Raw genomic sequence first — 13,627 nt, forward strand, 5'->3', positions numbered from 1 at the left:
GGAGGCGTCGCACAGCGTGTCACCGGTCTCGGTCTCCTGCAGGGAGACGAGCGCGATGATGTCGCCGGCGCGGGCTTCCTCGATCGGGTTGGCGTCCTTCGCGTACATCTCGACCATGCGGCCGATCTTCTCGCGCTTGCCGCGGGTCGAGTTCAGGATCGACATGCCCTTGGTCAGCACGCCCGAATAGACGCGCACGAAGGTCATCGAGCCGTAGGTATCGTTCAGCACCTTGAAGGCCAGCGCCGAGAAGGGCGCGTCGTCGGAGCTGAGACGCTCGCCGTTCGGGTTGCCGTCCTCGTCCACCGTCTTGATCGCCTCGACGTCGGTCGGGGCCGGCAGCAGATCGACGACCGCATCCAGAACCTGCTGGACGCCCTTGTTCTTATAGGACGAGCCGCAGAGGACCGGGGTGAAGGCGCTCTTGATGGTGCCCTTGCGCAGGCAGGCGCGCAGCACGTCGGCCGACGGCTCCTCACCCGACTCCAGATAGGCTTCCATCGCCGCGTCGTCCTGCTCCAGAGCGGTGTCGACCAGCTCGGCGCGCAGCTGCGGGATCATGGCGATGTTGTCGAGGTCTTCCTTGACCGACAGGTTGAGCTTGGCCGCGAGGTCGTCGGTGACCTCCCAGATTTCCCACTTGGCGTCCTTGTCGTCGGAGAACCAGACATAGGCCTTCATCTCGACCAGGTCGACCATGCCGCGGAAGTTGTCTTCCGAGCCGAGCGGGACCTGGATGCAGACCGGACGCGCGTTCAGGCGGGTCTTGATCATGCTGACGCAGCGCTGGAAGTTGGCGCCGGAGCGGTCCATCTTGTTGACGTAGCAGATGCGCGGAACGTTGTAGTTGTCCGCCAGACGCCAGTTGGTCTCCGACTGCGGCTCCACGCCGGCGACGCCGTCGAACACCACGACCGCGCCGTCGAGCACGCGGAGCGAGCGGTTCACCTCGATGGTGAAGTCCACGTGGCCCGGGGTGTCGATGACGTTGATCTTCTTCTCGCGCCAGAAGGCCGAAACGGCGGCCGACTGGATGGTGATGCCGCGCTTCTGCTCCTGCTCCATGTAGTCGGTCGTGGTCGACGTCTTCAGATCCTTCGTCTCGTGGACGTCGATGATCGTGTGCTTGCGACCGGTGTAGTACAGAATGCGCTCGGTGGTCGTCGTCTTGCCCGCGTCGACGTGGGCGATGATGCCGATGTTCCGAATGTCAGACAGTGGCGTTTGGCGCGGCATGTTGCGGTTCCATTGCAGTAACGCGACAACCGAAGCGCGACCGTCAGGGTCGTCCGCTTCGGCGGCAGAGGTTGGTCGGGGTTTTACGGGCGATCTGTTAAGGCGTCATTAACATTCCGTAAACCGACAAGCAATTTGTCGGATTATTGAAGCGCGCGGCCCTCACAGCGTTCGGGCCACGCCGGCACACCCCAACCGAGGCTGCCGGGTCGCCCCGTTTCCGCCGCCTTATTTAGCAGCGGTGACCTGAATTTCAACGAGATACTCCGGGGCCGCCAGCTTGGCTTCCACCGTGGCGCGGGCCGGCGGATTGGCCGGATCGACCCAGGCCTCCCACGCCTTGTTCATCGCGCCGAAGCTGGCGATGTCCACCAGATAGATCGTGGCCGACAGCAGCTTGCTCTTGTCGCTGCCCGCTTCCGCCAGCAGGGCGTCGATCTGGGCCAGGATTTGGGCGGTCTGACGCTCGACGTCGGGCGTCGGCTCGTCGGCGACCTGACCGGCGAGATAGACCGTGTCCTTATGGACGACCATCTGGCTCATGCGCGGTCCGGTGTGGAAGCGCTGGATCGACATGACGAAAAGACTCCGGGTTCCGGGGGCTCGAAAAAGACGCGCGTACGTCTATGCCATTCAGAGCCTCGCGCGAAGTAAAAAATGCGCCTCCCCCGCTCAGGGCTGCTCCGCGGCGGTATCCTTCGCCAAAAGTGCGGCAAACCGGCCGGCGGGGACCGCGAAATTGCGCACGGCCGGGGCATTTCCGGCGGCGACGCCGACTCCGGCGACGGCCCAGCCGCCTCCGGCTGCGCCGTCCCGGCCCGCCGACCGCACCAGCAGCGGCCCACCGCTGGTCCCGCGCGTAGCGTCGCAATCATGCACCAGCAGTCCGGCACTCTCCCCCAGCATCCGACAGTCGCGATCGGCCATCAGGATCTGTGCCCGGTCCTGGCTGTAGCCGCCAAGCATCAGGGGCGTCCCCGCCGGCAGGGGCGCGGCGCTGACGGGGAGCGGCGGCACCGACTCCGGCGCCGCCTCGGCCAGCGTCAGCACCGCCCAGTCGGCCGAAACCACTGGATTGGGCGCGGCGGGATCATAGGCCGGATCGGTCGCGACGCGGGCCACCGTGACATGCCGGGTGAACTCCCCCCGGTCATAGCCGAACAGGACATGCAGCGAGGATGCCTGCAGGAAGCGCCGCGTCCGCGCGTTGAACAGGCAATGGGCGGCAGTCAGCACCGTGCGCGGCCCGACCAGGGCCCCGGTGCAGCGGCCGGCCAGGTTGGTCTGCACCCGAACGACGCTGCGCCACGGAGCCGCCGACGCATCCACCGGCACCCGCCGGTCCCCCGGCCCGACACCGGGCAACAGCGGCCGCTCCGCATCGGCTCCGGGCGCACCGGCCAGGATTGCGAGCGCAAGCGCCGCTGCGACCATACGGCCGGGGCCAAGGCCGCGCCGACAGCGCGCATGTTCTTGCTCCGTTTCCCTCAATCCCGTATTCTCCCGCACATGGCGACGCTGATCATCACCGAGAAATCCAGCCAGGCGAAGGACCTGCGCGCAGCCCTGGGCGACCGTTACGGCCGTATCCTGCCGGCAGAGGGGCACCTGTTGCGGCTTGCCGAGCCGGACGAGGTCGATCCCGCCTGGAAACGCTGGTCGCCGACCCTGCTGAAGCCGGACGGGCTCTATCCCACCCGTCCCGACCAGGGCGGCAACAAGGCGGCGAAGCTGCAGGCCATCACCGCCGCGTTGCGCGCCTGCGACGAGGTGATCCTCGCCACCGACTGCGACCGCGAAGGCCAGCTGATCGGGCAGGAGATCCTGGAGCATGTCGGCTATCGCGGCAAGGTGCGGCGCGCGCTTTTCACGGCGCAGGACCCGAAGACCCTGCGCGATGCCTTCGCCGCGCTGAAGCCCAACGACAGCATGCGCCCGCTCTACGAGGCGGCGGTGGCGCGCCAGCAGGCCGACCAGATCTACAACCTGTCGCTGACCCGCACGGCGACCAAGACCCTGCTGGCGCCCGGCACCCGCGGCGTCATCGGCATCGGCCGGGTGAAGACCCCGACACTCGCCATCGTCTGCCTGCGCGAGCTGGAAATCCGCAACTTCAAGCCCGAGGATTATTTCGAGGTCGTCGCGACCGCCACCGTGGCGGAGGGCAGCTTCCAGATGCGCCACGCCCCGGCGCCCAAGGACCGCATCAAGGACCCCGCTGCGGCCGAGGCCATCGCCCGCGCCGCGGACAACCACCGCGGCCCGCTGACCGTGACGGTGGAGGAGAAGCGGCAGGCGCCGCCAAAGCTGTACGACCTGCCTTCCCTGCAGAAGACCTGCGGACAACGATGGGGCTGGACCGCCGACCGCACGCTGTCGGTGGCGCAGGAGCTGTATGACGGCGACGGCAAGAAGCTGATCACCTACCCGCGCGCCGAGGCGCGGTATCTGTCGGAGAACCAGATCGCCGACGTGCCGGCCATCGTCGGCGCGCTGACCCGGCTGCGCGGCTTCGCCCATCTCGACATTGCCCGGCCGGTGATCCGCAGGGGCAAGTCCGGCCATTTCTGCGACAAGGCTCTGGAGGGCGTGTCGCACCATGCGGTGATTCCCAACGTCAATGTGCTGGACGATCTGGAATCGCGGCTGGTCCGGCTGACCGACGACGAAAAGCGGCTCTATGCGCTGATCTGCCGGTCCTACCTCGCCGCGGTGATGCCCGACTACGAGTATCGCCAGACCAGCGTGACCATGCCGGTCCCGGTGCCGACGCCCGGGGGGGCAAAGCCGGTCGCCTTCCGCGCCGTCGGCCGCATCCCGCTGAAGCTAGGCTGGAAGGCGGCCTTCGGCTCCGCCGACTCCGACGGCAAACCGGAGGAGGAGGCCGAGCAGACCTTGCCGCCGCTGACCGACGGCGAGCCGGCGACGTTGAGCGACCCGAAGGTGGAGGCGAAGCGCACCCAGGCGCCGCCGCGCTACAACGAAGGCACGCTGGTGGACGCCATGCAGAACTCCTGGCGGTTCGTCGAGGATCCAGCCCTGCGCGACCGGTTGAAGGAGGCCAAGGGAATCGGCACCCCGGCCACCCGCGCCGAGGTCATCAAGGGGCTGCGCAAACAGAACCTGCTGGGGGCGGACGGCAAGTGGCTGGTCCCGACGCCGGCCGGCCTGCATCTGTTCGAGACGCTGCGTGCCGCCGCACCGACGCTGGTCGATCCCGGCACCACCGCGCTGTGGGAAATGAAGCTGGACGAGGTGGTGACCGGCCGCGCCGATTTCCGCCGCGTCATCGACGCCATCGCGACCGAGGCGGAACGGCTGATCGGTGCCCTGGTCGGGCAGCGCGGCACGACGCTCGACCTTGGACTGCCCGCCCCCAAGGCACGCTTCACCCGCCGCGGGGCGGGGGGCGGGCGCACCGGCTCCGCCGCCGCCGGTGCCACCAAGCCGGCGCGTCGGCGGACCCGCAAAGCCGCCACGCCGGTGGAGGGAGAGGCTGCGACGCCAAAGCCGCGCCGCGCCCGCAAAGCCAAAGCCGGCGCATCGGCACCGCCGGAGAGCGTCACCTTGGACAGCGAGCCGCCCGCGGGCCCGGCGGCGGCGAATGCGCATCGCCGCCGCGAGCCGACGGAACGCATGGTCGCCTTTGCCCGCAGTCTGGCGGAACGCAAGGGCATCGCCCTGCCCGATCCGTGCCTGCGCGACTTCGACCAGTGCCGCAGCTTCCTGGACCAGCACGCACGCTGATCACCCGATGGACCGCGGGGCAATGGTCGCGCCAAAGGTTGTGGCTTTGCAAAGATTCGCTCTTTCTTGACAAGAATGATCACTGGACGGCACTCGCGATGCCGGCAATTCTCAAGGCATTCTCAATCAATGCTGAGTGGTGCCATGAAATTTTCCAATTTGACCACCCGTACTGTGACCGTCGCGGCGTTGAGCCTCGCTGCGGTGGCCCCCACCTTGGCGCAGAGCCTGCCCAGCTACGACGGCGCCAGCGTCACCCAATGCATTCCCTTCGCCAATTTCCAGCCGGTTTCCTTCACCGAGGCCCCCCAGCTGAATTTCAGCATCGCCGGCGACAGCACCATCCATTCCGTGACGATGGACACGGGGTCGGTCGGCATCGCCATTTCGGCCGCCAACATCCCCAACTATGACCAATTGAAAACGGCCGCCGGAGCCACGGCCGGTACGCAGTTCCTGTCCAGCAGCAAGGTGCTGTGGGTCGGCACCTGGGTGCCGATGACGGTTACCCTGTATGACCGGAACAAGCAGCCGGTGGCGACTTCGGACGTCTTCGTGCTGGGCGTGGAGCAGTCCGGCCGCTGCGACACCTACCAGACCGACCAGCAGATCTGCCCCAACCTGCCGGCGCCGCAAAAGCCCGTGCTCTACATGGGCGTCGGCTTCGGGCAGGAGGCGGATTTCCAGCCGCAGGGCACGCCGGACAAGAATGTTCTCCTGAACCTGCGCAGCGTGAACGGCCAGCCCGTCGCTCCGGGAACGCTGAACAAGGGCTACATCATCGGCCGCCAGGGCATCCAGGTCGGGCTGACCGCGGCCAACACGGCGGGTTTCCGCTTCGCCAAGCTGCAGCCTTACCAGCAGTATCCCGGCGACTGGATGATGCCGAGCGGCTGCATCACGGTGAACCCGGACCAAAACCGCAATGCCAACGGCCCGATCTGCACCCCGGCGAACATCCTGGTCGATACCGGCATCCCGCAGAGCTACATGACGGTGCCGCCCACGATCCAATTCAACAAGGTGGCGCAGGCGGATCTGAGCGAACCGACAAAGACGGTAAACGTTCTGGCGCCGCAAACGTCGGTTGCCGTGCAGATTCCCGACGCCGTCAACCCGATCGCCACCGACGCCTTCATCGTCGGCAGCGGCGTGCCGAACGAGCCGGCACAGGTGATCCCCTCGAGCACCCAGCCGCCGCCTCCCGCCGCCCCCAAGGCGCCCTTCATCAACACCGGCCGCCATTTCCTGCGGCAGTACCAGTTCCTGTATGACGCGAGCCAAGGCTATGTCGGCATGAAGGAACAGCCGAACCCCTGCGGCGAGCAGTGACCGGCAAAGGGGCGCCCATCCGGCGCCCCTCGCCTTCCGGGCATGAAAAAAAGCCCCGGAGCGGGGCCTGACTGCGAAAGCACGGATATGGGTGGTGGGCGATGAGGGGATCGAACCCCCGACATTCTCGGTGTAAACGAGACGCTCTACCGCTGAGCTAATCGCCCGATGCCTGAAAAGGCTTTGCTTTCAAATACAAGCCGGCCGGGTGGTTGCCCGGCCGGCCGCACTATGCCCTGAATGGGCCGGAAACTTCAAGCCCGTCCGGCTGAATCTCAGTTCAGCGCGTCCTTGAGGGTCTTGCCGGCCTTGAACTTCGGCTGCTTGGACGCCGGAATGTCAATCTTCTCACCCGTGCGCGGGTTGCGGCCCTCGGTCGCGGGACGCTCAGCCACCGCGAAGGTGCCGAAGCCGACCAGACGGACCTCATCGCCATTCTTCAAGGATTCGGCAATGCTGTCGAACACGGCGTCGACGGCTTTCGTGGCGTCGGTCTTGGACAAACCGGACGCTTCGGCAACATGCGCCACGAGATCGTTCTTGTTCACGCAATCCCCCTTCCAAATTCAGCAAATACTGAAAGACAAAAGCCGCCCCAGGACTTTTCGTCCACGACTTATTGGAAGCAAAGGATAAGCACAGCGTTTGCCGCCCGTCAATTCCCGACGGGCGGCATAGCTCATCATGTCCCAAAAGTCGCGCGTCCGGTGGCGGCCACGATCGGATCGCAACCGCCGGTCCCGGATCAGTGACGCAGGGCCTCTCCGTCAGCGCCCTTCTCCTGGGCCTTCGCCGCAGCCGGATCGACCTCCGGCTCGGTCCACTCGATGGGCTCCAGCGGACGCACCAGCGCGTTACGCAGCACCTCGTCCACCGTGGCGACGGGCATGATCTCCAGCCCGCGCTTCACGTTGTCGGGGATGTCCGCCAGATCCTTCTCGTTGTCCTTCGGGATCAGCACATGCTTGATGCCGCCGCGCAATGCAGCCAGCAGCTTCTCCTTCAGGCCGCCGATCGGCAGGACCCGGCCACGCAGCGTGATCTCGCCGGTCATCGCCACGTCCTTGCGCACCGGAATGCCGGTCAGCACCGAGACGATGGAGGTGGCCATGGCGACACCGGCCGACGGGCCGTCCTTCGGCGTCGCGCCTTCGGGAACGTGGACGTGGATGTCCTTCTTCTCGAACAGCGTCGGCTTGATGCCGAAGGCGACGGCGCGCGACTTGACGTAGCTCTCGGCCGCCTGGACCGATTCCTTCATCACGTCGCCCAGCTTGCCGGTGGTGGTGACGCGGCCCTTGCCGGGCAGGCCCACGGCCTCGATCGACAGCAGCTCGCCGCCGACCTCGGTCCAGGCCAGACCGGTGGTGACGCCCACCAGATCCTCCAGCTCCGCCTCGCCATAGTGGAAGCGGCGGACGCCGGCATACTTGTCCAGGTTGCGGCGGGTGACCGACACCTTGGCGCCGCCCGTGCCCTTGAGCAGGATCTCCTTCACCGCCTTGCGGCAGAGGTTGGCGATCTCGCGTTCCAGGCTGCGGACACCGGCTTCCCGCGTGTAGTAGCGGACCAGATCGCGCAACGCGTCGTCGGAGATGGTGAACTCGCCCTTCTTCAGGCCGTTCGCCTCGATCTGCTTCTCGATCAGGTGGCGCTTGGAGATCTCGACCTTTTCGTCCTCGGTATAGCCGGCGACGCGGATGATCTCCATGCGGTCCAGCAGCGGCTGCGGCATGCGCATCGTGTTGGCCGTGCAGACGAACATCACGTCGGACAGGTCGTAGTCGACCTCCAGGTAATGGTCGTTGAAGGTGCCGTTCTGCTCCGGATCCAGGACCTCCAGCAGGGCCGACGACGGGTCGCCGCGCCAGTCGGCGCCGAGCTTGTCGATCTCGTCCAGCAGGAAGAGCGGGTTGGAGGACTTCGCCTTCTTCATGCCCTGGATGACCTTGCCGGGCATCGAGCCGATGTAGGTGCGGCGGTGGCCGCGGACCTCGGCCTCGTCACGGACGCCGCCCAGCGACATGCGGACGAAGTTGCGGCCGGTGGACTTGGCGATCGACTTGCCGAGCGAGGTCTTGCCGACGCCGGGCGGGCCGACGAGGCAGAGGATCGGACCCTTGACCTTGTTCATCCGGTTCTGGACGGCAAGATATTCGAGGATACGCTCCTTGACCTTCTCCAGACCGTAATGGTCGGCGTCCAGCACCTTCTGGGCCAGCTTCAGGTCGCGCTTCACCTTGGTGCGCTTCTTCCACGGAATGGACAGCATCCAATCCAGGTAGTTGCGGACCACGGTGGCTTCCGCGGACATCGGGCTCATCGACCGCAGCTTCTTCAGCTCGGCCAGGGCCTTTTCGCGGGCTTCCTTGGAGAAGCGGGTCTTGTTGATCTTCTCTTCCAGCTCAGCCGATTCGTCGCGGCCGTCCTCGGTCTCGCCGAGTTCCTTCTGGATCGCCTTCAGCTGCTCGTTCAGATAGTACTCGCGCTGGGTCTTCTCCATCTGCCGCTTGACGCGGTTGCGGATGCGCTTTTCCACCTGCAGAACGCCGATCTCGCCTTCCATGAAGGCATAGACGCGCTCCAGACGCTCCGACACGGTGGCGCATTCCAAGAGCTGCTGCTTCTCCGGAATCTTCAGCGCCAGATGCGAAGCGACGGTATCGGCCAGCTTGCCGGCTTCCTCGATCTGGTTGATCGAGACCAGCACCTCCGGCGGGATCTTCTTGTTCAGCTTGATGTACTGCTCGAACTGGGAGACGACGGCGCGGCTCAGGGCTTCGAGCTCCTGGTTCTCGCCGGTCTTTTCCTCGACCAGTTCGGCCTGGGCCTGGAAGAACTCCTCATTGTCGGCGAACTTGGTGATGGCGGCGCGCTGGCCGCCTTCCACCAGCACCTTGACGGTCCCGTCCGGCAGCTTGAGCAGCTGCAACACGGTGCCGACGGTGCCGACGCTGTAGATGTCGGCGGGAGTCGGATCGTCCTGCGCGGCGTTCTTCTGGGTGACGAGCAGGATCTGCTTGTCATCCTTCATCACGTCTTCCAGCGCGCGCACGGACTTCTCACGCCCGACGAACAGCGGCACGATCATGTGGGGGAAGACCACGATGTCGCGCAGCGGCAGGACCGGGTAGAGGGCACCACGGGAGAGTTCGATCATGGGCAGGGCCTCAATGAATGGATCGCCGCCAGCCCGGAATGGGCCTGACACAGCCCCCGCCTCGGGTTGAGCGCGGGGATCGCCTACGGCACCCGACTAACGTGGCACACGCCCATGCGCCCTTCAAGTGGCTGCGGCTTCCTTCGCGCCGTTTCCACGGGGTGAGACGGCCATTCCAGCGGCCAACACCGCGCTTATTCCCCTTTCGGACGGCTTGAACGCCGGTTCGGACCCGCTTAGCGCCCGCTCGGCGGCCCGATGGGGAGCATTACGGCCCCGTTCGCGCCCTAACCCAGGACAGGACCGCCATGACGGCTCGAGAGAGGGGACGATTCGGATCGGAAGGCGGCCGACCCATGGCACCGGCGGCACCAGGACCATGCGGACAGAAGAGAAGGGGGCGGACAAAAGAAAAGGGGCGCCGAAGCGCCCCTTTATTCGCCGCGTCGCGACAAGCGCGACAGAGTGTCACCGGGTCAGGCGCCCGGCGCCTCGCTGCGCCGTTCGGCATGGACGTAGAGCGGCTTGGCCCGCCCTTCGACCACTTCCTTGTTGACCAGGATGCTTTCGATGCCGGTCAGGCCCGGCAGGTCGAACATCGGGTCGAGCAGGATGGCTTCCATGATCGATCGCAGGCCGCGGGCGCCGGTCTTGCGGGCAATCGCCTTGTGGGCGATGGCGCGCATGGCGTCCTCGGAGAACTCCAGATGGACGTCTTCCATCTCGAACAGGCGCTGGTACTGCTTGACCAAGGCGTTTTTCGGCTTGCTGAGGATCTCGACCAGCGCGCCCTCGTCCAGGTCGGACAGCGTGGCCAGCACGGGCAGACGGCCGATGAACTCGGGGATCAGACCGAACTTCAGCAGATCCTCGGGCTCGACCTCGTGCAGGATCTCGCCGGTCGCGCGTTCGTCGGCGGAGCGCACATCGGCGCCGAAGCCGATGCTGGTGCCCTTGCCGCGCTGGGCGATGATCTTGTCCAGGCCGGCGAAGGCGCCGCCGCAGATGAACAGGATGTTGCTGGTGTCGACCTGCAGGAATTCCTGCTGCGGATGCTTGCGCCCGCCCTGCGGCGGCACTGAGGCGACGGTGCCCTCCATGATCTTCAGCAGCGCCTGCTGCACGCCTTCGCCCGACACGTCGCGGGTGATCGACGGGTTGTCGGACTTGCGGCTGATCTTGTCGACCTCGTCGATGTAGACGATGCCGCGCTGCGCCCGCTCCACATTGTAGTCGGCGGCCTGCAGCAGCTTGAGGATGATGTTCTCGACGTCCTCGCCGACGTAACCGGCTTCGGTCAGCGTCGTGGCGTCGGCCATGGTGAAGGGAACGTCGATGATGCGGGCCAGGGTCTGGGCCAGCAGCGTCTTGCCGCAGCCGGTCGGGCCGATCAGCAGGATGTTCGACTTCGCCAGTTCGACGTCGTTGTGCTTCGTCCCGTGGGCGAGGCGCTTATAATGATTGTGGACCGCCACCGACAGCACGCGCTTGGCGTAGGACTGTCCGATGACGTAATCGTCGAGCACCGCATGAATGTCGCGCGGAGTCGGAACCCCATCGCGGGACTTCACGAGGGTCGTCTTGTTCTCCTCGCGAATGATGTCCATGCACAGTTCGACGCATTCATCGCAGATGAACACCGTCGGACCGGCAATCAGCTTGCGGACCTCGTGCTGGCTCTTGCCGCAGAAGGAGCAGTAGAGCGTATTCTTCGAATCGCCGCTGCTGGACTTGCTCATCGGTACTCCGTCATCTCGCGGGAGGCGTGATCCTTGAGGACCATGCCCGTTCGCGGCGCCCCCCGACGCCGGTCCTACTCAGGTTATCGCGGACGACGCCCGCGACAAGGTCATGCGCCGATTTGGCGACGCATCACGATCCGCATATCCGGGTCCCTGCTCGGGACTCCCCCTATGACCGGATCGTGTCACTGCCATTCAACAACAGCGTCACGACCCGATCAACCCTTTGTTGGGAGGGCTCGGGAACCTCGGTTCACGAATGGTGGTCGACGCCCGGACGCTTCTCCACCACCTCGTCGATCAGGCCGAAGGCCTTCGCCTCTTCCGGCGACATGAACTTGTCGCGCTCCATGGCGGTCTCGATGGTGTCGAGGTCCTGCCCGGTGTGCTTGACGTAGATGTCGTTCAGGCGCGAACGCAGCTTCAGGATTTCCTGGGCCTGGATTTCGATGTCCGAGGCCTGGCCCTGGGCGCCGCCCGACGGCTGGTGGATCATGATGCGGCTGTTGGGCAGCGAGAAGCGCTTGCCCGGCGCGCCGGCGGCCAGCAGCAGCGAGCCCATCGACGCGGCCTGCCCCATGCACACCGTCGACACCTGCGGACGGATGTACTGCATGGTGTCGTAGATGGCGAGGCCGGCCGAGACGTAACCGCCCGGCGAATTGATGTAGAGCGCGATGTCCTTGTTCGGGTTCTCCGACTCAAGGAACAGCAGCTGCGAGCAGATCAGGCTGGCGACGGCGTCGTTCACTCCGCCGATCAGGAAGATGATCCGCTCCTTCAGCAGGCGCGAGTAGATGTCGTACGCGCGCTCACCCCGGTTGGTCTGTTCGACGACCATCGGGACGAGGGTGTTCATGTGCGGTTGGAAGTCGTGCATGTGACCTTACCCAGCCCCCTGATCCTTTGCGTCTACCCCCGTGCGGGGGCCAACCCACTATATAGGGTGGAAGAAGGCGGCCGTCAGGCCGCCTCACCACATTGGGCGAAAGAAGGCGGCCCTCAGGCCGCCTTCGCCTCTTCCTCGTCCGGATCGCGCATCAGCTCCTCGACGGGCACCGTGCGCTCGCTGACCTTGGCCATCTCGATGATGAAGTCGACGACCTTGTCCTCGAAAATCGGGGCGCGGAGGTTCTCGACGGCCTGCGGGTTGTTCTTGAAGAACTCGAAGACCTGCCGCTCCTGGCCCGGCCAGCGGCGCGCCTCGGCGATCAGGGCGCGGTTCAGCTCGTCCTGGCTGACCTGGATGTTGTTGCGGCGGCCGATCTCCGACAGCAGCAGGCCCAGGCGCACGCGGCGCTCGGCGATGCCGCGGTACTCGGCCTTCAGCTCCTCTTCGGGCTTGTCGGCGTCTTCGCCGGCGTTGCCGTTCTTGATCTCGTCCTGCAGGCGGCGCCAGATCGCCTCGAACTCGATCTCCACCATGCCTTCCGGCACCGGGAAGCTGTGGCCCTCGGCCAGCTTGTCGAGGAGCTGGCGCTTGACGCGCATGCGGCTGACGTCGCCGTAGTCGCGTTTGATCTTGTCGCGCACGGACTCCTTCAGCTTTTCGACGTCGTCGAGGCCGAACTCCTTGGCGAGGTCGTCGTTGACCTCGGCCGGGATGCTCTTGCGGATCTCCTTGACGTCGACCTCGAACACCGCCTCCTTGCCGTTCAGCGTCTCAACCCCGTACTCCTCGGGGAAGGTGACCGTCACGGAACGGTGTTCGCCGGCACTGGCGCCGACCAACTGGTCCTCGAAGCCCGGAATGAAACGGCCGGAGCCGAGTTCCAACGGGAACTCCTTGGCGTCCATGCCCGGCTGGGCGACGCCGTCGACGGTGCCGGCGAAGTCGATGACCACGGTGTCGCCGTTGGCGGCCGGGCGGTCCTCGGTCAGCGGCTCGGTGGTCGAGCGCGACGCGGCGATGCGCTCGATCGCCTTGCCGACCTCGTCCTCGCTCACCTCGACCACGAGCTTCTCAAGCTCGATGGAGGCGAGGTCGCCGGGCTCGACGTCGGGCAGCAGCTCGACGGCCATCTTGTACTCGAGGTCCGAGCCCGGCTCGTACTTCTCGATCTCGATCTTCGGCTGCAGCGCGACGCGCAGGCCGCGCTCGTTCAGCGCCTGGCGCGAGCTGTCGGAGACCGCGGTCTCCAGGACCTCGGCCAGGACGGAGCCGCCGTAGCGCTGCTTGACGACCGCGACCGGCACCTTGCCCGGGCGGAAGCCGGGAAGCTGCACCGTCTGGCGCAGCTCTTCGAGCCGGCCCTGAACCTTCTGATCAATGTCCTGGGCGGAGAGGACGACCTTGAACTCGCGCTTGAGGCCGTCGGTGCTGGTTTCGGTAATCTGCATCGGAGGGGAAGCCTGTCTCGTTGCCCGGTCCGGCGGCGCCCGGGAAGGGGCGGCCCGGAACCGCGTTCTC

Annotated in this window: 10 protein-coding genes and 1 tRNA gene; 2 read left to right on the plus strand and 9 right to left on the minus strand. The window is 66.0% G+C overall.

The window, feature by feature from the left end; translation table 11 throughout:
- The 3 genes from VD964_RS28985 to VD964_RS28995 form a co-directional block, all read right to left on the minus strand.
- Nucleotides 1–1,236: elongation factor G (locus VD964_RS28985; protein ID WP_324871899.1), on the minus strand; the 1,236-nt coding region annotated here is incomplete at its 3' end.
- 228 nt (nucleotides 1,237–1,464) lie between these two features.
- Complete coding sequence (locus tag VD964_RS28990) at nucleotides 1,465–1,812, minus strand: RidA family protein (RefSeq protein WP_014248117.1); 348 nt, start codon at nucleotides 1,810–1,812, stop codon at nucleotides 1,465–1,467.
- Nucleotides 1,813–1,908: 96 nt separating this feature from the next.
- Nucleotides 1,909–2,670 (minus strand): trypsin-like serine peptidase, encoded by a 762-nt coding sequence (locus VD964_RS28995; protein WP_324871900.1) that lies wholly within the window; start codon nucleotides 2,668–2,670, stop codon nucleotides 1,909–1,911.
- Nucleotides 2,671–2,745: 75 nt separating this feature from the next.
- Here VD964_RS28995 and VD964_RS29000 point away from each other — a divergent pair, with 75 nt between their 5' ends.
- Together VD964_RS29000 and VD964_RS29005 are read left to right on the plus strand one after the other, a co-directional pair.
- Entirely contained in the window at nucleotides 2,746–4,983 is a 2,238-nt protein-coding gene (locus tag VD964_RS29000) for a DNA topoisomerase (RefSeq protein WP_324871901.1), read from the plus strand.
- Between the two features lie 159 nt (nucleotides 4,984–5,142).
- The gene (locus tag VD964_RS29005) at nucleotides 5,143–6,315 is read left to right on the plus strand and encodes a hypothetical protein (protein ID WP_324871902.1); all 1,173 of its coding nucleotides are present in this window, start codon (nucleotides 5,143–5,145) and stop codon (nucleotides 6,313–6,315) included.
- Nucleotides 6,316–6,407: 92 nt separating this feature from the next.
- Here the strand turns inward: VD964_RS29005 and VD964_RS29010 are convergent.
- The 6 genes from VD964_RS29010 to tig all read right to left on the minus strand — a co-directional run bounded on the left by VD964_RS29010 (nucleotide 6,408) and on the right by tig (nucleotide 13,557).
- Nucleotides 6,408–6,482, minus strand: a tRNA-Val gene (locus VD964_RS29010).
- A 108-nt stretch (nucleotides 6,483–6,590) separates the two neighbouring features.
- On the minus strand, nucleotides 6,591–6,863 hold the full coding sequence (locus VD964_RS29015; protein ID WP_012974523.1) for an HU family DNA-binding protein: 273 nt from the start codon (nucleotides 6,861–6,863) through the stop codon (nucleotides 6,591–6,593).
- A 197-nt stretch (nucleotides 6,864–7,060) separates the two neighbouring features.
- Nucleotides 7,061–9,475: an endopeptidase La gene (gene lon, locus VD964_RS29020; protein ID WP_324871903.1), complete on the minus strand. Its 2,415-nt coding sequence runs from the start codon at nucleotides 9,473–9,475 to the stop codon at nucleotides 7,061–7,063.
- A 476-nt stretch (nucleotides 9,476–9,951) separates the two neighbouring features.
- The gene (clpX, locus tag VD964_RS29025) at nucleotides 9,952–11,214 is read right to left on the minus strand and encodes an ATP-dependent Clp protease ATP-binding subunit ClpX (RefSeq protein ID WP_149198333.1); all 1,263 of its coding nucleotides are present in this window, start codon (nucleotides 11,212–11,214) and stop codon (nucleotides 9,952–9,954) included.
- A 256-nt stretch (nucleotides 11,215–11,470) separates the two neighbouring features.
- Complete coding sequence (gene clpP, locus VD964_RS29030; protein WP_324871904.1) at nucleotides 11,471–12,097, minus strand: ATP-dependent Clp endopeptidase proteolytic subunit ClpP; 627 nt, start codon at nucleotides 12,095–12,097, stop codon at nucleotides 11,471–11,473.
- A gap of 122 nt (nucleotides 12,098–12,219) precedes the next feature.
- The gene (gene tig / locus VD964_RS29035; protein ID WP_324871905.1) at nucleotides 12,220–13,557 is read right to left on the minus strand and encodes a trigger factor; all 1,338 of its coding nucleotides are present in this window, start codon (nucleotides 13,555–13,557) and stop codon (nucleotides 12,220–12,222) included.
- Nucleotides 13,558–13,627 lie beyond the last annotated feature (70 nt).

It is taken from the genome of Azospirillum sp. (genome assembly GCF_035628975.1).
Classification (GTDB): domain Bacteria; phylum Pseudomonadota; class Alphaproteobacteria; order Azospirillales; family Azospirillaceae; genus Azospirillum.

What these genes read in the sequence shown, in the direction of transcription:
- lon (WP_324871903.1), bottom strand. Translation starts at nt 9,475, where the DNA reads ATGATCGAACTCTCCCGTGGTGCCCTCTACCCGGTCCTGCCGCTGCGC.
- clpX (WP_149198333.1), bottom strand. Translation starts at nt 11,214, where the DNA reads ATGAGCAAGTCCAGCAGCGGCGATTCGAAGAATACGCTCTACTGCTCC.
- VD964_RS29000 (WP_324871901.1), top strand. Translation starts at nt 2,746, where the DNA reads ATGGCGACGCTGATCATCACCGAGAAATCCAGCCAGGCGAAGGACCTG.
- clpP (WP_324871904.1), bottom strand. Translation starts at nt 12,097, where the DNA reads ATGCACGACTTCCAACCGCACATGAACACCCTCGTCCCGATGGTCGTC.
- tig (WP_324871905.1), bottom strand. Translation starts at nt 13,557, where the DNA reads ATGCAGATTACCGAAACCAGCACCGACGGCCTCAAGCGCGAGTTCAAG.
- VD964_RS28990 (WP_014248117.1), bottom strand. Translation starts at nt 1,812, where the DNA reads ATGTCGATCCAGCGCTTCCACACCGGACCGCGCATGAGCCAGATGGTC.
- VD964_RS28995 (WP_324871900.1), bottom strand. Translation starts at nt 2,670, where the DNA reads ATGGTCGCAGCGGCGCTTGCGCTCGCAATCCTGGCCGGTGCGCCCGGA.